15 protein-coding genes are annotated in these 21,355 nt (G+C 40.3%); 10 read left to right on the top strand and 5 right to left on the bottom strand.

The features are described from left to right. The first annotated feature begins 6 nt into the window (after window positions 1-6). The 5 genes from LPH68_RS14010 to LPH68_RS13990 are packed head-to-tail and all read left to right on the top strand — an operon-like array spanning window position 7 to window position 7,285. Window positions 7-1,965 (top strand): RagB/SusD family nutrient uptake outer membrane protein, encoded by a 1,959-nt coding sequence (locus LPH68_RS14010; RefSeq protein WP_008645635.1) that lies wholly within the window; start codon window positions 7-9, stop codon window positions 1,963-1,965. 32 nt (window positions 1,966-1,997) lie between these two features. Further along, window positions 1,998-2,690 (top strand): DUF3823 domain-containing protein, encoded by a 693-nt coding sequence (locus tag LPH68_RS14005; protein ID WP_151923552.1) that lies wholly within the window; start codon window positions 1,998-2,000, stop codon window positions 2,688-2,690. 15 nt (window positions 2,691-2,705) lie between these two features. Further along, a complete protein-coding gene (locus tag LPH68_RS14000) occupies window positions 2,706-4,943 on the top strand; it encodes a GH92 family glycosyl hydrolase (RefSeq protein WP_008645637.1) in 2,238 nt (745 codons plus the stop codon). Window positions 4,944-4,973: 30 nt separating this feature from the next. Beyond that, entirely contained in the window at window positions 4,974-6,137 is a 1,164-nt protein-coding gene (locus tag LPH68_RS13995) for a glycoside hydrolase family 99 protein (RefSeq protein WP_004316718.1), read from the top strand. Between the two features lie 26 nt (window positions 6,138-6,163). Beyond that, complete coding sequence (locus LPH68_RS13990) at window positions 6,164-7,285, top strand: DUF4972 domain-containing protein (RefSeq protein WP_004316715.1); 1,122 nt, start codon at window positions 6,164-6,166, stop codon at window positions 7,283-7,285. 179 nt (window positions 7,286-7,464) lie between these two features. Here LPH68_RS13990 and LPH68_RS13985 read toward each other — a convergent pair whose 3' ends face one another. After that, window positions 7,465-8,100, bottom strand: coding sequence for a rhomboid family intramembrane serine protease (locus LPH68_RS13985; RefSeq protein ID WP_032851259.1), 636 nt, complete (start codon window positions 8,098-8,100; stop codon window positions 7,465-7,467). Window positions 8,101-8,313: 213 nt separating this feature from the next. On the opposite strand from LPH68_RS13985, the gene LPH68_RS13980 reads away from it, so the two are divergent. From LPH68_RS13980 to LPH68_RS13970, 3 genes are read left to right on the top strand one after another with little or no spacing between them, the layout of a single operon-like run. Further along, window positions 8,314-10,251 (top strand): glycogen debranching enzyme N-terminal domain-containing protein, encoded by a 1,938-nt coding sequence (locus tag LPH68_RS13980; RefSeq protein WP_008019777.1) that lies wholly within the window; start codon window positions 8,314-8,316, stop codon window positions 10,249-10,251. A gap of 16 nt (window positions 10,252-10,267) precedes the next feature. Then, window positions 10,268-11,533: a glycosyltransferase family 4 protein gene (locus tag LPH68_RS13975; RefSeq protein ID WP_004316709.1), complete on the top strand. Its 1,266-nt coding sequence runs from the start codon at window positions 10,268-10,270 to the stop codon at window positions 11,531-11,533. A gap of 17 nt (window positions 11,534-11,550) precedes the next feature. Beyond that, window positions 11,551-13,005, top strand: coding sequence for a glycoside hydrolase family 57 protein (locus tag LPH68_RS13970; protein WP_004316708.1), 1,455 nt, complete (start codon window positions 11,551-11,553; stop codon window positions 13,003-13,005). A 375-nt stretch (window positions 13,006-13,380) separates the two neighbouring features. Here the strand turns inward: LPH68_RS13970 and LPH68_RS13965 are convergent, their stop codons facing one another. Beyond that, window positions 13,381-15,120, bottom strand: coding sequence for a DUF4270 domain-containing protein (locus tag LPH68_RS13965; protein WP_004316706.1), 1,740 nt, complete (start codon window positions 15,118-15,120; stop codon window positions 13,381-13,383). 22 nt (window positions 15,121-15,142) lie between these two features. Then, window positions 15,143-15,976 (bottom strand): glycogen/starch synthase, encoded by an 834-nt coding sequence (locus tag LPH68_RS13960; RefSeq protein WP_008020874.1) that lies wholly within the window; start codon window positions 15,974-15,976, stop codon window positions 15,143-15,145. Window positions 15,977-16,118: 142 nt separating this feature from the next. On the opposite strand from LPH68_RS13960, the gene panC reads away from it, so the two are divergent. Beyond that, entirely contained in the window at window positions 16,119-16,964 is an 846-nt protein-coding gene (gene panC, locus LPH68_RS13955) for a pantoate--beta-alanine ligase (protein ID WP_074910211.1), read from the top strand. Between the two features lie 18 nt (window positions 16,965-16,982). Further along, window positions 16,983-17,336, top strand: coding sequence for an aspartate 1-decarboxylase (gene panD / locus LPH68_RS13950; RefSeq protein WP_004316702.1), 354 nt, complete (start codon window positions 16,983-16,985; stop codon window positions 17,334-17,336). A gap of 144 nt (window positions 17,337-17,480) precedes the next feature. On the opposite strand, the gene LPH68_RS13945 is transcribed toward panD, so the two are convergent. After that, window positions 17,481-19,781, bottom strand: a complete 2,301-nt coding sequence (locus tag LPH68_RS13945) for a bifunctional dihydroorotate dehydrogenase B NAD binding subunit/NADPH-dependent glutamate synthase (RefSeq protein ID WP_074910206.1) — start codon at window positions 19,779-19,781, stop codon at window positions 17,481-17,483. A gap of 158 nt (window positions 19,782-19,939) precedes the next feature. After that, complete coding sequence (gene serS / locus LPH68_RS13940) at window positions 19,940-21,214, bottom strand: serine--tRNA ligase (protein WP_004316699.1); 1,275 nt, start codon at window positions 21,212-21,214, stop codon at window positions 19,940-19,942. Between the last annotated feature and the right edge of the window lie 141 nt (window positions 21,215-21,355).

Here is a 21,355-nt window from a genome sequence, read left to right as displayed (position 1 = left end):
TAGATTATGAAATATAAGATTATACTATTGCTGAATATGGCTCTTCTTTTTGCAGGATGTACGGATATTCTGGATATAGAGCCTAATAATAAGGTGGTTGCAGACAAAGTCCTGACTACTGAAGAGGGGATTGCGATGCACATGGCAAATCTTTACGGCCGTCTTCCTATCGAGGACTTCTCTTATGCGATTGATAAGGGCTTTAATTTGGGAATTGGGAATACTGATCCGAATAATGGTGGACGGGCTGCTGCTATGTACTGTGACGAAGCGATGCATTCTGAATTCGACGAATGGGGAAGTGAAGGATTTAATTTTTGGGAAAGATATACGGATGATAAAGGTTTGTATAATGCTTCTGTTGGTATTTACACATTGATAAGGGATATTAATAACCTGTTGGAAACGATTCCTACGTTGAATACTTCCAATAATAAAAAAACATTATTGGAGGGTGAAGCTGCTTTTCTACGTGCATATACATATTTTGCTTTGGCAAAGCGGTATGGTGGAGTTTCGATTATCAAGAAAGTTCAGGTGTATAATGGAGATGTAGAAGAATTGAAAGTGCCCCGCAGCACAGAAAAGGATACATGGGATTTTATCTTGAGCGATTGTGATGACGCTATCCGGAAACTAAGTGAGTCTTCAGAAGATACTCGTCGTGCTAATAAATGGATTGCATTGGCACTGAAGTCTCGGGCAGCTTTATATGCAGCTTCGATTGCCAAATATACTCATGAGCCTTATGTGGGTCTGTCGGGGCCGGCTGTAGAACAGAAACTTGTGGGTATTGATGCTTCGGAAGCAGATCGTTATTATGAAATCTGTATGCAGTCGTCTGATGAAATAATGAAGAGTGGGTTGTATGGTTTATATGGTGCAGAGCCTCAAAGCAGAGACGAAGCTATCGTAAATTATAAAAAACTGTTTGAGGATCCAAACAGTGTATTGAATGGAACGAAGGAACCTATTTTTATTAAAGGATATACATCTGGTACCCAACTTGCACACAATTATGATATTTGGTATCGTCCTAATCAGGTAGCAAACGGCTGGCCGCATCCGGGACGTATGAATCCTTCGTTAGATCTGGCCGATATTTATGAAGATTATACGGATGACGGGCAAGGATTAAGTAAGCCTATCCGTACTCGTGTGGATAATAATGAAATTTTTTCTGGTTTTGACAGAAATGCTAACTATTATTCTTATCCAATGGATGCTCCTTATGAAATATTCAATGATAAGGATATTCGTATGTGGGCTACTATGATTCTTCCGGGTACGCAATGGAAAGGACAGAAAATCATTATTCAGGGAGGATTTATTCGTCCCGATGGAAGTTATGTGTTCAGAACAGATGCCAGTACTCAGGGGAAAGATGGAAAGACCTACTATTCGTTTGGTGCGCAGGATCAGAAAATGTATTCGGGATTTAGTTCTGTTGGTGGTAACTACACCCGTTCTGGTTTTCTTCTTCGCAAATTCTTGCAGGAAAGTAAAGACGTGACTTCTGAGTGGAATAAGGGATTTACAGACTGGATCGAATTTCGTTATGCTGAGATTCTGATGAATTATGCGGAAGCATCCATAGAACATTCGTCTGCAACGGGTGAACAGCTGAAAAAAGGAAAAAAAGCGCTTAATGCTGTTAGAAAGCGAGCTGCACACAAAGACGAAATTCCATTAACAATAGAGAATGTACGTAAAGAGCGTTTTGTTGAATTTGCTTTTGAGAATAGACGCAGATGGGATCTGATTCGTTGGAGGATATTTCATAAGGAATATGAGAACCGAATAAAGAAGTCCTTAGTTCCGTTCCTCGATTTAAGAGGAGAAACTCCTAAATACATCTTTGTACGCATGGATGCTCCTGGAGTGAACAAACATTCGTTTGATTATTCCTGGTACTATCAGGATATTCCTGGTACCGGTAGCAACGGACTTGTTCAGAATCCTTGATATATCAAAACTTTACTTTAAAGACAGAAAATATGAAAGCAACTTTTTATTTATTGACAATAATATTCTTTTCCATATGTTTTGTAGCATGTGAAAAGGACAATCTGGATATAGCCCCAAATGCTACATTCGGTGGGGAAATCCGGGATATGGAGACAGGTGAGTTGGTGGAGCAAGAGATAATCAGAGGTTCGCAGATTTATTTTATTGAACTCGGATGGGACAATCCTCCTGTTCAGGCAATGGCTGTTAAAAATGACGGAACATTCCAAAATAATCTCATGTTTGCGGGCGATTACAAAATAATTCTGAATAAGGGGAATTATATTCCTCAAGATACGATTGATTTTAGAATTAATAAAGGAAAGAATTATAAGGTGTTTGAGGTTCTGCCTTACATACGTATCGTGAATCCTGATATTAGATATAAAGGTAATAAAGTAGTAGCAAAATTCAGTTTACAGCAATATACGGTAGATCCGGTAAAGACAATCGCTCTATTTGCACATACAGAGTCCCATGTAAGTAGTAATATCCAGACAGCTAAAGTGAGTAGTGAAATAAATACTGCTGTATCACCTTTGACGGAGTACGAATTGAGCATGGATTTGGGCCAGACTACTGGAATTGAACGGGAACATAGTTATTTTTTCAGAATCGGAGCATTGAGCAGTACGTCGGAAGCTAAATATAATTATTCTCCTGCAGTAGAAATCGACTTATAAAGGAATAGGACATTTATGAAAAGAAAAATACAAGATTGCCTTGCATACAGACTGTTTTTGTTGTTACCGCTTTTCTCGTTTGGAGGATGTGTGGAGATAAAAGCTCCTGTTGATTACGTAAATCCATATATGGGAAATATTAGTCACTTGTTGGTACCGACTTATCCGACTGTCCATTTACCTAACAGTATGTTACGAATATATCCTCAAAGGGAGGATTATACAAGTAATAAATTGAAGGGATTACCTGTGATAGTGACAAGTCATAGAGGAAATTCGGCCTTCTCTATCAATCCGTTCAATAGCTTTTGTGATAGTTTAGAGAAGGGTAGTAGGTCTTCTTTTATATTGTATAATTACGATAATGAAAAGATCAAGCCTTATTATTACAGTGTTTTTTTGAGTGACTATGATATAGAGGTAAAATATGTCCCTTCTCATCAGTCGGCTTTATATCAATTAGATTTCCGGGCAGGGCAACCTGGGCTTTTGATCGGGGCGACAAATGGAGAGTTGCATGTAGAGAAAAACAAAGTTTTTGGTTATCAGCAAATCGGTTCCTATGAGACAAGAGTGTATCTTTATCTGGAAACGGACGTGGTTCCTTTACAAACGGAAGAAGGAAATACTGTCGTAATGAAATTTCCAGAGAATGATAAAAGGATTAATCTTCGTTATGGAATCTCTTTTATAAGTGTAGATCAGGCGAAAAAAAATATGGAACGCGAAGTGGCTGGAAAGGATTTGGAAACTCTTACACGAACAGGTAGAACTATTTGGAATGATGCTCTTGGAAAGATTCAGGTAAAGGGAAACTGTGAGGATAGTAAGACTATATTCTATACTTCTTTATACAGAACATATGAACGAATGGTTTGTCTTTCTGAAGATGGACAGTATTATAGTGCTTTTGACAATCAGGTTCATCAGGATAGCGGTGTTCCTTTTTATACTGATGATTGGATCTGGGATACGTATAGAGCTACCCATCCATTGAGAATATTACTGGAACCGGAACGCGAGAAATATATGATTCAGTCTTTTATCCGGATGGCTGGTCAGATGAAACATTTTTGGATGCCTACTTTTCCGGAGATAACAGGTGATAGCCGACGGATGAATTCAAATCATGGGGTGGCTACTGTACTTGACGCTTATGTAAAAGGAATTACGGATTTCGATTTAAAGGAAGCATATCGTGCTTGTAGAAATGCTATCACTGAAAAGACATTAGCACCGTGGTCGGATATGGAAGCCGGAAAGCTAGATTCTTTTTATGTGTCAAACGGATATTTTCCGGCGTTAGCTTCTGGTGAAGAGGAAGTTGTTTCCGAAGTACATAGTTTTGAGAAAAGGCAAGCTGTTGCTGTGACATTAGGTACAGTGTACGATGAATGGTGTCTGGCACAAATAGCCAGACTGCTGGATAATAAAGAGGATTACAATTACTTTTTGCAAAGAAGTTTGAACTATCATCAATTGTTTAATGCAGAAACAAAATTTTTTCATCCTAAAGATAGTGAAGGAAATTTTATCACTCCGTTTGATTATCGTTATTCCGGTGGAATGGGTGGAAGGGATTATTATGGCGAAAATAATGGATGGGTTTATCGTTGGGATGTCCCCCATAATGTAGCGGATCTTATCAAACTGATGGGAGGGAAAGAGGCGTTTGTTGATGAGCTGGAAAAGATGTTTGATACTCCTTTAGGAAAAAGCAAGTATGAATTTTTCTCGCGTTTTCCTGATCATACAGGTAATGTCGGACAGTTTTCTATGGCAAATGAACCTTGTTTACATATTCCTTACTTATATAACTATGCCAATAAACCCTGGATGACCCAGAAAAAGATTAGGGCATTACTGGAGGAATGGTTTAGAAATGATTTGATGGGAATGCCGGGAGATGAGGATGGTGGTGGCATGAGTGCATTTATTGTCTTCTCGCAGCTGGGTTTTTATCCGGTTACGCCAGGATTACCTATATATGTCATTGGAAGTCCGGTGTTTGAACGGGCAAAAATTCAGTTGAGTGATGACAAAACCTTTGAAGTATATTGCCATAATTATTCGCCGAAACATAAATACATTCAATCGGTTAAGCTGGATGGAGTGGAATGGGATAAATCTTGGTTTAGTCATGAGGAACTGATGAAGGGAAATAAATTAGAAGTAACGATGGGGGCCTATCCCAATAAGGAGTGGGCGTCTCAAGACCAGTCTGTCCCCCCTTCATTTGAAATGAGAAAATAAAGAATATGAATAATTAAAATTAAATCAATTATGATGCAGAGACTCTTTTTTATGATGATTTTTTTCTTGTCACTTTCATTGGAAAGTTGTAGCAAAGAAGATGATAATAATCCTTCTAATTCGGAGAATAACGGAGGAAATAATAATTTAGGTACAGAGTTGGATTATGATACTTTCTGCTTTTATTATGATTGGTATGGAAGTGAGGCTATTGACGGTCAATATAGACATTGGGCCCATGCTATAGCACCCGATCCTAATGGTGGATCCGGTCAGAATCCGGGGACCATTCCGGGTACACAGGAGAGTATAGCCAGTAATTTTTATCCTCAATTAGGAAGATATAGTAGTAGTGATCCTAATATTTTGACCAAACATATGGATATGTTTGTTATGGCGCGTACCGGAGTGCTGGCACTTACCTGGTGGAATGAACAGGATGAGACTGAAGCCAAGAGAATCGGTCTTATACTGGATGCAGCAGATAAGAAAAAAATAAAAGTATGTTTTCACTTGGAGCCATATCCCAGCAGAAATGTGCAGAATCTCCGGGAGAACATAGTTAAATTGATAACGAGGTATGGAAATCACCCGGCCTTCTACAGAAAGGATGGCAAACCTTTGTTTTTTATTTATGACTCTTATTTAATCGAACCTAGTGAATGGGAAAAGTTATTAAGTCCTGGTGGTTCCATTACAATCAGAAATACAGCCTATGATGCTTTGATGATTGGATTATGGACTTCTAGTCCGACAGTGCAACGGCCTTTTATTTTGAATGCTCATTTTGATGGTTTCTATACATATTTTGCAGCTACCGGGTTCACGTATGGTTCTACCCCGACTAATTGGGTAAGTATGCAAAAATGGGCAAAGGAAAATGGTAAGATATTTATTCCAAGTGTGGGTCCCGGATATATAGACACACGTATACGTCCTTGGAATGGTTCGGTAATCCGGACTAGAACGGATGGGCAGTATTATGACGCTATGTATCGAAAGGCCATTGAAGCTGGGGTTTCGGCTATTTCTATTACCTCCTTTAATGAATGGCATGAAGGGAGCCAGATAGAACCGGCTGTGCCTTACACAAGTTCCGAGTTTACTTATTTGGATTATGAGAACCGTGAACCTGATTATTATCTCACCCGCACTGCGTACTGGGTTGGGAAATTTAGAGAAAGCAAACAGTAATCATATTTATTAATAAAAAATAAACCATGAAAAAAGTCACAAAAGTAAAGATGTTGTTAATAATGCTATGTGCATTGTTTATATCAGTATGTTCTATTTCTTGTTCTGATGACGACGATAATGTGCTAAAGGTAGACACAGTAGCTTTTATAAGCCAACTGACTGATTATCAAAATCAGCTGGAAACATTGAGGGATGGATCGCAGTATGGAAATAAGACGGGAATGTATCCGGAAGAGAGCAGGGATATACTTGAACTGGTATTAATCCAGATAAAAAAGAGCATCCGGCAAATTGAAAACGGAGAAGAGACTAATCCTTCACAGGAGAAAGTGGATGAATTGATTCAGGCTGCTAAAAAAGCGATGGAGGATTTTAAAGCAACTGTGATTATAGAATATGTTTCTGTAGCTGCAGAATTGTATGTAGACGGACAAAATGACGGGTATATTGATTTTGGAGCAAGTGAGAACTATTCCAAGTTTGGTAATACTGGTGAACAAGTTTTCACTGTTGAGTTGTGGGTGAAGTTGAAATATACTTCCGGTTTTGGTAGTGTGGTGGATGTCTTTATCGAAGATGGTACCGGACATTATAGAAAAGGATGGGTAATTAATAACTTTGATAATAAGAGACTACGTATGTCGTTGGGAATGGATAATTGGGGATTGTTGGAACCTGGCATTGATTTCAGTACGACAGAGAAATGGGTTCATTTTGCAGCAGTTATTAACGAGAAAGGAGTTGATGGAGATGTTAATTCAGAAGGAAAACCTATTGTTGTAAAAGTGTATATGAATGGCGAATTGAAGGATCAGGCGACAGGGCTTGATGGTAATCCTTATAATCCGAATGATTTGGGAACATCTATGATTGCTTTTAGACATATGGGGGGGAATCTTGGTATGACAAATGACTGGAAACTATCTGGATATATCAAACATTTCCATCTTTGGAAATCTGCCAAGTCACAGGGAGAAATTAAAAAGCTGATGAATGAGGAAATTAGGGTTACAGGACAGGAAGATGATTTAGTTTGTGGATGGGAGTTTGATGCAACAGTGGAGGATGATACTAATATACCTGATTTGACAGGCAAATATTCTGCTAAGTTGCTTGGAGAGTATAAGTGGATTCCTTTGGAATAAAAGATTCTTTATCTGCTTCCTTTGGTAGGGCAGAAGCTTTTTGAGGCTGTCAGAAGTTTGGATTTACTATGTTTGGGATATTTTGTCTCTAATCAATCAGATAGTAAAACAGGCTTTTGACAGCTTTACTTTTATTTGATAAATTAAATGTGGTCTGTTTACTCTGCTATTTCAGCCCTTTAAGGGCTTTTTCCCTTCTCTTCTTCATTATTTTCCTCTTCCGTTTCATCTGCAAAAGGTTCCGGCCGTTGCGGTCCGTGATTTACGAAAACGAAAGCGCAGAGCGTTCCCATAATTCCTCCGCTAAGATGTCCTTCCCACGACATATTGGTAGGGGAGAAATAAGGAAACATATGCCATATAATTCCTCCATATAAAAAGGTGACAAGTAAAGAGATGGCAATGAGTGGAACATATTTGCGGAGAATACCACTGAAAAAGAGAAAGAAGGCAAAGCCATAGATCAGTCCGCTGGCACCGATGTGCCATCCCGGTTTTCCGATCAGGAAAGTAAGTAGTCCGCTTCCGAGCCAAATGAGAATAAAAATTTTACCGGCTATTCCCCGGTAAAAGTAAAAAAGACACCATGACAAGAAGAATAAAGGGATTGTATTTGCTAATAGATGACTGAACCCGCTGTGTATCAGCGGATGGGTTAAAATGCCGGTCAGTCCCCGTTTCTCCATAGGATATACCCCCAAGCGAGAGAAGTCCCAGTCCATCCCGACTTCCATAATCTTGAGTATATAGAGAATAAAAATAAGGAACAAAGGCTTTGCTGCAGCCAGCATGATACGCTGAATATCTTGCTTCATGACATTCTTTTCTTTAGATATTTTACGCAATACTACGAATATTTGCACAAAATCTGAAAATAAAAAGCCTTTTTATTTTTGTTTTTATCTATAATTTGTACATTTGGGCGTTATACCTATTGTATATGCTGCTACAGCCAATATATACGGTATGTAACAATAAATAGATATACGATATAATGACCAATAATTAACCTTTAATAATGCACAACTATGAGTTATTTACGATTTGACAAGACCCTCATGACGAATCTGGAAGAATCTCTTCAGAGAGAAATCCTCCGGACGAACAAAGCAGGAGCTTATCATTGTACGACGATTGTTGATTGTAACACACGCAAATATCACGGCCTGTTGGTAATTCCAGTTCCCAATCTCGACGATGAAAATCATGTGCTGCTATCTTCTCTTGATGAAACGGTAATTCAACACGGTGCGGAGTTTAACTTGGGGTTGCACAAATATCAGGGAAACAACTTTAGTCCTAACGGACACAAGTATATCCGTGAGTTTGACTGTGAGCATATCCCGGCAACAACTTACCGTGTCGGAGGTGTAATCCTCCGCAAAGAAAAAATCTTTGTACATCATGAAAATAGAATCCTGATTCGTTATACTTTACTTGATGCGCACTCGGCTACAACCCTGCGCTTCCGGCCGTTCCTTGCTTTCAGAAGTGTACGTGAGTACACTCACGAAAACCCACAGGCAAGTCGCGAGTATCAACTGGTGGAAAATGGTATTAAAACCTGTATGTATCCCGGTTATCCGGAACTTTATATGCAGTTGAATAAAAAGTGTGAATTTCATTTCATGCCCGACTGGTATCGGGGGATTGAATACCCGAAAGAACAGGAACGTGGGTATGACTTCAATGAAGACCTTTATGTTCCCGGCTATTTCGAAGTGGATATAAAGAAAGGAGAGAGTATTGTATTCTCTGCCGGAACTTCAGAAGTAACTCCTCGTAGACTGAAACAAACATTTGAGGCTGAAGTAGCTGATCGTACCCCACGTGATAGCTTTTACCACTGTCTGAAAAATTCCGCTCATCAGTTCCATAACCAACAGGAAGATGAACATTATATTCTTGCCGGTTATCCGTGGTTTAAATGCCGTGCTCGTGATATGTTTATCGCCTTGCCTGGACTGACGCTTGCGCTTGATGAGATCGACCAGTTTGAGGATGTGATGAAAACGGCGGAAAAGGCGATTCGTAATTTTATTAATGAAGAACCTGTTGGATACAAGATTTATGAAATGGAGCATCCTGACGTTTTGCTTTGGGCTGTCTGGGCTATGCAGCAATATGCCAAAGAGACTTCCCGCGAACAATGCCGTCAGAAATATGGAGAGCTTCTGAAAGATATTATGGAGTTTATCCGTCAGCGAAGACATGAGAATCTTTTCTTGCATGATAATGGATTACTTTTTGCCAATGGTACGGACAAAGCGATTACATGGATGAATTCTACTGTGAACGGCCATCCGGTGATTCCTCGTACTGGATATATTGTTGAATTTAATGCCTTATGGTATAATGCGTTGCGTTTCATCGCTGATCTGGTGCGTGAAGGTGGTGATGTGTACTTGGCAGATGAACTTGATGCACAGGCAGAAGTGACAGGAAAATCTTTTGTCGAGGTATTCCGTAATGAATATGGTTATTTGCTTGATTACGTAGATGGTAATATGATGGACTGGAGTGTACGTCCTAATATGATATTTACCGTAGCGTTTGATTATTCTCCTTTGGATCGTGCGCAAAAGAAACAGGTGCTCGATATTGTGACCAAAGAGCTGCTCACTCCGAAAGGAATTCGTTCGTTGAGTCCGAAGAGCGGTGGATATAATCCGAACTATGTAGGTCCGCAGATACAACGGGATTATGCTTATCATCAGGGTACTGCTTGGCCTTGGTTGATGGGATTCTATCTGGAAGCTTATCTTCGAATTTATAAGATGAGCGGGTTGTCATTCGTTGAACGTCAGCTGATTAGTTATGATGATGAGATGACAAGCCACTGTGTTGGTTCCATTCCCGAATTGTTTGATGGGAACCCGCCTTTCAAAGGACGTGGCGCAGTATCGTTTGCGATGAATGTAGCAGAAATACTGCGTGTCTTAAAGCTACTGTCTAAGTATTATTAAAAAAGGAGGAACGAAGATGAAAGTTTTAATGTTTGGATGGGAATTCCCTCCCAAAATATATGGTGGTCTTGCGGTTGCTTCTTATGGAATAACTAAAGGATTGAGTCTGCAAGGTGATATGGAGACGATTTTCTGTATGCCTAAACCTAGCGGCGAAGAAGAGAAGTTCTTGAAAATAATCGGTATGAATCAAGTACCCATCGTGTGGCGTGATGTCCACTATGACTACTTGAAATCACGTTTGTTGGAAATGACACCGGAAGAATATTACTCCTTCCGCGATCATATCTATGCTGATTTTTCTTATATGCATGTGAATGATTTGGGATGTATGGAATTTGCAGGTGGTTATCCCGGGAACTTGCACGAAGAAATTAATAATTTCTCGATCATTGCCGGAGTCGTAGCCCGTCAGCAGGAGTTTGATATCATTCATGCGCATGACTGGCTGACTTACCCTGCCGGAGTACATGCCAAAATGGTTAGCGGAAAGCCGCTTTGCATCCATGTGCATGCTACGGATTTTGACCGTTCTCGTGGCAAAGTCAATCCTACTGTTTATTCGATTGAGAAGAATGGTATGGATCATGCCGATTGTATCATGTGCGTATCCGAGCTTACTCGTCGCACTGTTATTAACGAGTATCATCAGGACCCCAGAAAGGTATTTGCAATGCATAATGCTGTTTATCCATTGTCGCAGGAACTGCTGGATATTCCGCGTCCCGATCACTCAAAAGAAAAGGTGGTCACTTTCCTCGGACGTATTACGATGCAGAAAGGACCGGAATATTTTGTAGAAGCTGCTGCGCTTGTATTGCAGCGTACTCGTAATATTCGTTTTGTAATGGCGGGGTCGGGCGATATGTTGAATGCCATGATTAACCTGGTGGCCGAACGTGGTATTGCCGATCGATTCCACTTCCCGGGCTTCATGAAAGGTAGACAGGTATATGAGGTTTATAAGAACAGTGATGTATTTGTCATGCCGTCTGTCTCTGAACCTTTCGGTATCGCTCCGCTGGAAGCTATGCAGTGTGGAACACCTTCCATCATTTCTAAGCAATCTGGATGTGGCGAGATTCTTGATAAGGTGATAAAAACTGACTATTGGGATATTCATGCGATGGCTGACGCTATCCATTCTCTGTGTACCAATCCGTCTCTTTTCGAATATCTCAAAGAAGAGGGAAAGAAGGAAGTAGATGGGATTACGTGGGAAAAAGTCGGCTTGAGAATCCGTGCTCTCTACGAGTCTGTGTTAAGAAACTATGGTAAATAACAAAACAATAAATAAAAATGAGAACTATCTGTCTTTATTTTGAAATACATCAAATTATCCATTTGAAACGTTATCGTTTCTTCGATATTGGTAATGACCATTATTATTATGATGATTATGCCAACGAAACGGGTATGAATGAGGTCGCTGAACGTTCGTATATTCCTGCTCTCAATACATTGATTGAGATGGCGAAAAATTCGGGGGGAGCTTTTAAAGTAGCGCTTTCTATCTCGGGAGTAGCCTTGGAGCAATTGGAAATTCATGCTCCGGCAGTCATTGATTTATTGCACCAGTTGAATGAAACTGGGTGTTGCGAGTTCTTATGTGAGCCTTATTCTCATGGCTTGTCTTCACTGGCCAATGAGGATTGCTTCCGTGAAGAAGTACTTCGTCAACGTGATAAGATGAAACAGATGTTTGGTAAAGAACCGAAAGTGTTCCGCAATTCTAGTCTGATTTATTCTGATGAAATTGGTGGATTGGTAGCTTCTATGGGCTTCAAAGGGATGTTGACGGAAGGTGCTAAACATGTGTTGGGATGGAAGAGCCCGCATTATGTTTATCACTGTAATCAGGCTCCAAGTCTTAAGCTCTTGTTGCGGGATTTCAAACTCTCTGACGACATCAGTTTGCGTTTCTCTAATTCAGATTGGGCGGAATATCCTTTGTTTGCCGATAAGTATATTAATTGGATCGATGCATTGCCACAAGAAGAACAAGTCATCAATATCTTTATGGAATTGAGTGCACTTGGTATGGCTCAACCGTTATCTTCCAATATTCTTGAATTTATGAAGGCACTGCCTGAATGTGCAAAAGCTAAGGGAATCACGTTCTCTACACCGACGGAAATCGTAACGAAGCTGAAATCAGTGTCGCAGCTTGATGTTGCCTATCCGATGTCATGGGTAGATGAAGAAAGAGATACTAGTTGTTGGCTGGGTAATGTTATGCAACGTGAGGCTTTCAATAAACTGTATAGTGTAGCCGAACGTGTTCATTTATGTGATGATCGTCGTATTAAGCAGGATTGGGATTACTTGCAGGCCAGCAATAACTTCCGTTTTATGACAACGAAGAACAATGGGATGTGGTTGAACCGTGGTATCTATGATTCTCCTTATGATGCTTTCACCAACTATATGAATATTTTGGGTGACTTTATCAAACGGGTAGATGCACTGTATCCTGTTGATGTAGACAGTGAAGAACTAAATTCTTTGTTGACTACCATTAAGAATCAGGGGGATGAGATTACTGAATTGGAAAAGGTATTGGCTAAATTACAGGCAAAAGTAGAAGCGGCAAAGAAAACGGCGGTCAAAAAGGCTACTAATGCTAAAGAGCCGGTAGTGAAAGAGGCCCCTGCTACTAAATCAAAACCTGCTGCAAAGAAAGCTGAAGTAAAGAAAGCAACAGCCGAGTCGAAGAAGTCTACGGGGAAAGCTAAAAAGGCTGCTGTTAAATAAGAAGTATAAGAATCTATTATATGGAACCGTGAGTGAGATAAAATCAAACTCACGGTTTTTATTATGGATTAAGTTAAGATCTTTGTAGGAGAATATACTTTTGTAAGATAGTAATAACGCTATCCGATAGAAATAGTGACGCTATATGGTGACGATACCGTTAATATCCTAAGCATATACCGTCACTATTTCTTCTATATTAATCAGGAATCTTAGGCTTATTTATAACTATAACGTACGCTAGCAAAGATTGCTGTTTGAGCGGTTTTATTATGGAATTATTTTATCTGACTTCTCTATAAATATATTATAAAGCAATAGCGCAAGTTACATTGAGTAACCTGCGCTATTGCTTTATAATATTTCAACTATTTCTTATTTTGATTTTGTTCCAAAGTTTGTAGAAACAACTTCAAGCTTGAGCACATACTCTGGATATACAGGGTTACCTTTGGCATCTTGTATAGTTCCTTTCTTGCCTCCTTTTAAACGTGCATAGCCAGGTTTTAAATCATGTTGTATACTAATAACATTGCTGGAACCATAGTAGCTATTACTTGAAGAAGAATCTGTGGTCACAAGTACTGGGATAAGTACGAATTTGTTCCATTCGCTTAAGTCTTCCCAATCTTTAATATTATTGACGGTTTCATCTTTACTATTTCCATCTAAATCGGTTATTTTGATTGTTATAGACCCCTTTTCATGTATTTCTTTCTCTGCTTTTTCCCTATCTGCTAAACAATCATTAATCATTTGAGTGATATTGTTGAATGTGTATTGAGTAAAGCTAGTTGTGGTGGGTCTAAATAGAGATGAAGTTATTTCATCACTAAGCTGGTTTTTTTCAAAGAAACTGTCTTTGTACTTTTTACGTATTAATAAAACATTGCTAGGAGTCGACATACCAAACTTTTTGTCACTGGTTTCATTATAGATAGGTATTCCTAGTTTAACAGCATTTAGTATGTCACTTTGACGCTTTTCTGCTGTTTGGTTAAGAAGTGAATCTGCTATTTGGCTAATAGGAAGAGTTATTTGAGTGAAAATCCCTGCTGGACTCTTTAAATAAGTCCACGTATCCTCATTAATGCATTTTTGAATGGCATCCTTATCATTGTCTAACTGATTAGCTTGAATTACTTCACGAGTAGTGGCAAAGGTACGATATCCATAATAAGTAGAGTCTTTAGACTCTCCTTCTTTTACTACTTTCTTTTCCAGTTTAACACCTGTAAGTGTATCAACTGCATAGCATTTATATACTACGTTCATTTGAGCTTGGTCTATGTAAAGCACAGTACCATCGCCGTAATCACTCTTTACATAAATTCCCTTAAAAATCTTTCTAAACTCCTTATTGTCAAAATTGACACCTAACTCGTTGGCTCTTTTAATAATTTCTTTTCCAATTTCTTTAGCAGCTTTATCTCTGAAAGAAACGTGTACGCTGGGAACATATGTACTAAGTTTACGAATGGAGTCTTTTACTGAAAGATCAACAGCTGTATAAGCTTTCGTTCCTAATAGACTGTTATCAGTATTTGCATCGTAATAATCCTCTGGAGTAATATCTGTATAATAGGCGTTCTTTGTATCTAAATTTTCATTTAATGCATAGACACTTAAACGGCAAGCTGTTAATGAGTCTCCAAAGTAACTGCTATACCACAAATAAAGCTCAATAGTATGAATGTTGCCTATGAGTTTTCTTTTTGGATCATTTATATTATCTGTATTGTATATTCCAATAGCGTCGTCTCCAAGCCCAGCTTCGTCTACCATTATATTGGTAGCTTTCTTTTTATCGTTAAGAGCAGTACCATTGTATACTCCAGGGAATGTCATTCCTGACGGACAGTTGAGTTCTGCTAAGAACCCTGCCTGATAAGTTCCGAATGTTTCATCAGTGAACTTACCTACATACCCCACATTAGTCATTGCATATATCTTACCGGCATGAACGGATTCTGTAGTCACATCAAAGGTAGATAGCTTTCCATTGATATTCTGGTCGCTTCCCGGAAACATTCCCAATCCCAGTCCGGCAGTGTTATCATCACAACCCCAAAAAGTGATTGCCAGTAAAGCTATTAAGGCGTATTTTGCTTTCATGATCGTCGTATCTTGATTTTTTTTATTCTTCTTCGTTTGCAGTAGCATCCCATACCTGATCGTAGAACTCGTTGCAGGCATCTGCATAGTTTTCCGGGTTCTGGTAGTCAAGTACCAATTTGCCAGATTGGCGGGCATATTCAATAATAGACTCGTCTACTTTTTCGCTGTTTTGTATGACTCCATCCGAATAATCAACAGCGAGTTTGCACAGAGCAGCATAGTCTACCGGCTCTTTCAAATCACCTAAATCTTTTTTGGAAATACCTTTCAGCATCAATTTGGCTGCGAAATCATCGCTAAGTGTATTCTTGAAGTCATCTTCATAAACAGAGAATACCACTTTGGCATCGCGGAAAGAAGGTTCGTCTTTATAGGCTTTCTTTATATAAAGAGGAGCTAGAGCTGTCATCCAGCCATGACAGTGAATGACATCAGGACACCAGCGAAGTTTTTTCACTGTTTCCAATACGCCGCGTGCGTAGAAAACGGCACGACTATCATTATCTTCATATTCTACACCATTTTCGTCCGCTGTCTGCATACGATTCTGGAAATAATCATCGTTATCGATGAAATATACCTGCATGCGTGCGGATTGGATAGATGCAACTTTTATAATCAAGGGGTGGTCAGTATCGTCGATGATCAGGTTCATACCGGAGAGGCGGATCACTTCGTGCAGCTGGTTTCTGCGCTCATTGATATTTCCCCATTTAGGCATAAAGGTTCTGATTTCACGGCCTTTTTCTTGTATCGCCTGTGGAAGGTTTCTACCTATATTGGCCATTTCGGATTCTGAAACGTAAGGTGTAATCTCTTGAGTAATAAATAAAACTTTATTCGCCTTTGTCATAATAACAATAGTTCACTATAATATTCTGCAAAGATACGAAAAAAAAGACACATTAAATAAGATATTCTTTCTTTATGTGGCAAATATTAGTTTATTTTGCAGAGTTTTTGCAAACGAGTAAAACATAAACCAATTGACGAAAATGAAAGTAGTGCACACTATCAAGGACTTACAGGCAGAATTGACTGCCTTGAGAGCCCAAGGTAAAAAGGTGGGACTGGTTCCTACAATGGGTGCTTTACATGCGGGACATGCATCTCTGGTAAAGCGCAGCGTAAGTGAGAATGGTGTAACTGTTGTGAGTGTTTTTGTGAATCCCACACAGTTTAACGATAAAAACGATTTGGAGAAATATCCGCGTACATTGGATGCAGATTGCCGTTTGTTGGAAGAATGCGGGGCGGATTTCGCTTTTGCTCCTTCGGTAAGCGAAATGTACCCGGAACCGGATACCCGTCAATTTAGCTATGCACCATTAGATACGGTGATGGAAGGTGCTTTCCGTCCGGGGCATTTTAACGGTGTTTGCCAGATTGTCAGCAAACTGTTTAATGCCGTACAGCCGGACTGCGCATATTTCGGGGAGAAAGATTTTCAGCAGTTAGCAATTATTCGTGAGATGGTTCGACAATTGAAATATAACCTTGAAATTGTTGGTTGTTCAATTGTGCGTGAGGAAGACGGACTGGCATTGAGTAGCCGGAATAAACGTTTATCGGCAGAAGAACGTGAAAATGCTTTAAATATTTCCCGGACTTTATTTAAAAGTCGTAACTTTGCAGCCACTCACACGGTGAGCGAGACGCAAAAGATGGTAGAAGATGCAATCGAAGCTGCTCCGGGCTTGCGCATGGAGTATTTTGAGATTGTAGACGGAAACACATTGCAGAAAATTAGTAATTGGGAAGATACTTCCTATGCAGTTGGATGCATCACAGTATTCTGTGGAGAAGTCCGGCTGATTGATAATATTAAATATAAAGAATAACTAAAAAGACGAAACCTTATGATGATTGAAGTGTTGAAGTCGAAAATTCATTGTGCACGTGTCACAGAGGCCAATCTGAACTACATGGGTAGTATCACGATTGATGAAGACCTGTTGGATGCTGCAAACATGATTGCGGGAGAGAAAGTGTATATCGCTGATAATAACAATGGTGAACGCTTTGAAACCTACATTATCAAAGGTGAACGCGGTTCGGGTAAAATTTGCCTGAATGGTGCTGCTGCCCGCAAGGTGCAACCGGATGATATTGTTATAATCATGTCCTATGCATTGATGGATTTTGAGGAAGCCAAGTCGTTTAAACCGGCTGTAATCTTCCCCGATCCTGCGACGAACAAAGTGGTAAAGTAGAAAGTATCTTTGATATTTGAAATAAGAAAAGCCCCGTTTACATTTTGTAGACGGGGCTTTTCTTATTTTATTTTTATGCCGGGGGACGAGTGATGTTCCGCCCACGTGTGAGTTGGTTTTAGCCCACCTGTTAATAAGCGGCAATTAGTTACCGGCGTTTGCCTTCAATTGTTCATTCATGGCGGCAGCGGCTTTACGGCCATCGCCCATCGCCAGAATAACAGTAGCTCCACCGCGAACGATATCGCCTCCTGCATAAATCATAGGGATGGAAGATTCCATGTTGTCATCCACAGTGATGGTTCCTTTTCGTCCTAGTTCCAGTCCTTTGATGGAGCTTGGAACAATTGGGTTAGGGGATACTCCGACGCTGACAATTGCCAGGTCGATATCAATTGTTTCTGTTGCTCCCGGGATGGCTACAGGACTACGACGTCCGGAAGCATCCGGCTCGCCTAATTCCATCTTTTGCAAAATAACCTGTTTTACGCAACCTTGTTCATCAGCAATATATTCGATCGGATTATGTAGAGTAAGGAATTCAACTCCTTCTTCTTTAGCATGTTTTACTTCCTCGATACGTGCAGGCATTTCCTCTTCCGAACGACGATAGATAATGATAGCGCGCTCTGCACCAAGACGTTTGGCAGTACGAACAGAGTCCATCGCTGTATTACCACCACCGATTACTGCTACGTTTTTACCGAAAGCTACCGGAGTGTCCGAATCTTCACTGGCAGCGTCCATCAGATTAACGCGAGTGAGGTATTCGTTGGACGACATGATATTGATGGAATTCTCTCCCGGGATATTCATAAAGTTAGGCAGCCCGGCACCGGAAGCCACAAATATTCCTTTGAAACCTTCAGCTTTCAAGTCCTCTACGCCGATTGTTTTTCCTACGATACAGTCTTTGATGAAGTTAACACCCATCTTGCTAAGGTTCTCGATTTCTACGTCTACAATCTTGTTGGGCAAACGGAATTCTGGAATACCATATTTCAACACACCACCAATCTCATGCAATGCTTCGAATACAGTTACATCATATCCATATTTAGCCATATCTCCGGCAAATGCCAATCCTGCAGGTCCCGAACCGATTACAGCTATTTTGATGCCGTTCTTCTCTGCAATGACAGGTACGGAGATTTGCCCGCTTTCACGTTCGTAATCAGCTGCGAAACGTTCCAGATAACCGATAGCGACGGGCTTTTCATTCATTTTCAAATGAATACATTTTGATTCGCATTGTTTTTCTTGTGGACACACACGACCGCAAACAGCCGGAAGCGCACTTGTTTCTTTCAATGTTTTAGCAGCTTCAAGAAACTCTCCACGTTCGATATTCTTAATGAAGCGAGGAATATCAATACCTACCGGACAGCCTTCCATACATCCCGGATTAGCACAGTCGAGACAACGTTTAGCTTCTGTAACAGCCTGTTCTGCTGTTAATCCTTGATTTACTTCCTCTTTACGGCTGTGTGAACGATATTCAGCGTCAAGCTCGTTCATTTCTACACGGGGAATGGCCGTACGTTCTTTCGGTTTCATTGATTTGCGTAATTCCTGTCTCCAGGCTGCATTACGGCTTTTCTCGTCGATTTCTTTGGTTGCTTCACATTCCGGTTGCAGTTTATGCATTTCTTCGCGCTCGATATTTTTGAACGCGCCCATACGCTTCAGCATTTCATCAAAATTCACTTGGTGACCGTCGAATTCGGGACCGTCTACACAAACGAATTTAGTCTTTCCTCCTACAGTGATACGGCAAGCACCACACATACCAGTTCCATCCACCATGATGGTGTTCAATGAAACATCAGTCGGAATTTCATATTTCTTAGTCAGCAAGCAAACGAACTTCATCATGATGGCAGGACCGATAGCGAAGCATTTGTCCACTTTCTCGCGTTTGATAACTTCTTCTACGCCTTCTGTCACCAGACCTTTACGACCGTAAGAGCCGTCATCTGTCATGATAATTACTTCGTCAGAGCTTTCACGCATTTCTTTTTCTAAAATAATCAGGTCTTTGTTGCGTCCGGCCAGTACAGTGATAACACGGTTGCCGGCTGCTTTCAAAGCCTGTACGATAGGAAGCATCGGAGCTACGCCTACACCACCACCAGCGCAGACTACTGTTCCGAATTTCTCTATATGGGTAGCTTGTCCGAGCGGGCCTACTACGTCAGTGATGTAATCGCCTTCATTCAGTTCACAGAGACGGGTAGAAGAAAGCCCGACTTCCTGCACTACCAGAGTAATGGTACCTTTTTTGAGGTCAGAACCTGCGATAGTCAATGGCATACGTTCTCCTTTTTCACCTACACGCACGATGACAAAGTGTCCGGCCTTACGGGATTTAGCAATTAAAGGAGCTTCAATTTCAAATTTGAATACTTTTTCAGAAAAGCGTTCCTTGCTAATGATTTTGTTCATTATCTAATTAATTTGTTGTTTTTATTACGTAACTGCTATCAGAATGATATAAATTTTGGCAAAGATACAGCTAATTTACGAAATATAAAAGAAAAGCCACTCTTTTGATGAGTGGCTCTCTGTATATGGGTACTTTTATTAGTCTGTCATGCCAAGTCTTAGTCTATCATGTCAAAGCCGCAATACGGAACCAATGCTTTCGGAATTCTGATACCTTCCGGAGTCTGGTTGTTTTCGAGTAGGGCAGCAACGATGCGTGGTAATGCTAATGCTGAACCGTTCAGTGTGTGGCAGAGTTCGGTTTTCTTTTCTGCATTACGGTAACGGCATTTCAGGCGGTTGGCCTGATAAGTGTCGAAATTGGATACGGAACTTACTTCCAACCAACGCTTCTGTGCTTCAGAATATACTTCGAAGTCGAAACAAAGAGCAGCAGTGAAACTCATATCTCCACCGCAAAGACGGAGAATGCGATAGGGGAGTTCCAGTTTTTGCAACAGTCCTTCTACATGGTCCAGCATTTCCTGATGAGATTGTTTAGAATGCTCCGGTTTGTCGATACGAACCAATTCTACTTTGGAGAACTCGTGCAGACGATTCAGGCCACGTACATCTTTACCATAAGAACCTGCTTCGCGACGGAAACATTGTGTATACGCACAATTCATTATAGGCAATTGTTTCTCTTCCAGAATCACATCACGGTAGATATTAGTAACGGGAACTTCCGCTGTCGGGATCAGGTATAAATCATCTACTTCACAATGATACATCTGTCCTTCTTTGTCCGGAAGCTGTCCGGTGCCATAGCCGGAAGCGGCGTTGACTACTGTCGGCGGCATGATTTCGGTATATCCGGATTTGCGTGCTTCATCCAGGAAGAAGTTGATAAGGGCGCGTTGAAGTTGTGCTCCTTTACCTTTGTATACAGGGAAACCCGCACCTGTGATTTTTACACCCAGATCGAAGTCTATTAAATCATATTTCTTTGCCAGTTCCCAGTGGGGGAGTGCATCTTTAGGAAGTTCGGTTTCCATACCTCCCATTTTTTCTACGACGTTATCTTCGGCACCTACGCCTTCCGGTACGCTGTCATAAGGAATGTTGGGGATGGTATAAAGTACATTCTGCATATCCGTTGCAGCCTGTGTCATGGCAGCATCTAGTTCTTTGTTGCCTTCTTTTAGTTCGGCAACGCGGGCACGTGCAGTTTCTGCTTCCTCTTTTTTGCCTTCTTTCATCAGTTGACCGATGGTGCGCGAAAGTGAGTTAACCTCTGCCAGGTTTTTATCTAATTCATTTTGTGTGCTACGTCTCTTGTTGTTAAGAGCGATCACCTGATCGATCGTTTCCTTTGCATTCTTGAAATGCTTCTTTTCCAGTCCGCGGAGTACCGCCTCTGTGTTTTCTGTAATTTGTTTAATGGTAAGCATATCTATACTTTTTATGAAAAACCTTTTTTTAAGTCTACAAAGATAGATAAAAAAATAAACGATATTACACTTCTGTAATATTTTGGCAATAATAAGGATGGAAAAAATGAAAAATATCCATGAGGTGAATATTTGAATGTT

This window comes from Bacteroides sp. 1_1_30 (assembly GCF_020982715.1).
Taxonomy (GTDB): Bacteria; Bacteroidota; Bacteroidia; order Bacteroidales; family Bacteroidaceae; genus Bacteroides; species Bacteroides xylanisolvens.
This window is presented reverse-complemented; position numbering and strand designations above follow the sequence as displayed.

Coding starts and splice junctions, on each gene's coding strand:
- LPH68_RS13980 (WP_008019777.1), top strand. CDS start 8,314: ATGAGTTATTTACGATTTGACAAGACCCTCATGACGAATCTGGAAGAA.
- panD (WP_004316702.1), top strand. CDS start 16,983: ATGATGATTGAAGTGTTGAAGTCGAAAATTCATTGTGCACGTGTCACA.
- panC (WP_074910211.1), top strand. CDS start 16,119: ATGAAAGTAGTGCACACTATCAAGGACTTACAGGCAGAATTGACTGCC.
- LPH68_RS13965 (WP_004316706.1), bottom strand. CDS start 15,120: ATGAAAGCAAAATACGCCTTAATAGCTTTACTGGCAATCACTTTTTGG.
- LPH68_RS13985 (WP_032851259.1), bottom strand. CDS start 8,100: ATGAAGCAAGATATTCAGCGTATCATGCTGGCTGCAGCAAAGCCTTTG.
- LPH68_RS13960 (WP_008020874.1), bottom strand. CDS start 15,976: ATGACAAAGGCGAATAAAGTTTTATTTATTACTCAAGAGATTACACCT.
- LPH68_RS13995 (WP_004316718.1), top strand. CDS start 4,974: ATGATGCAGAGACTCTTTTTTATGATGATTTTTTTCTTGTCACTTTCA.
- serS (WP_004316699.1), bottom strand. CDS start 21,214: ATGCTTACCATTAAACAAATTACAGAAAACACAGAGGCGGTACTCCGC.
- LPH68_RS13945 (WP_074910206.1), bottom strand. CDS start 19,781: ATGAACAAAATCATTAGCAAGGAACGCTTTTCTGAAAAAGTATTCAAA.
- LPH68_RS13970 (WP_004316708.1), top strand. CDS start 11,551: ATGAGAACTATCTGTCTTTATTTTGAAATACATCAAATTATCCATTTG.
- LPH68_RS14000 (WP_008645637.1), top strand. CDS start 2,706: ATGAAAAGAAAAATACAAGATTGCCTTGCATACAGACTGTTTTTGTTG.
- LPH68_RS14005 (WP_151923552.1), top strand. CDS start 1,998: ATGAAAGCAACTTTTTATTTATTGACAATAATATTCTTTTCCATATGT.
- LPH68_RS14010 (WP_008645635.1), top strand. CDS start 7: ATGAAATATAAGATTATACTATTGCTGAATATGGCTCTTCTTTTTGCA.
- LPH68_RS13975 (WP_004316709.1), top strand. CDS start 10,268: ATGAAAGTTTTAATGTTTGGATGGGAATTCCCTCCCAAAATATATGGT.
- LPH68_RS13990 (WP_004316715.1), top strand. CDS start 6,164: ATGAAAAAAGTCACAAAAGTAAAGATGTTGTTAATAATGCTATGTGCA.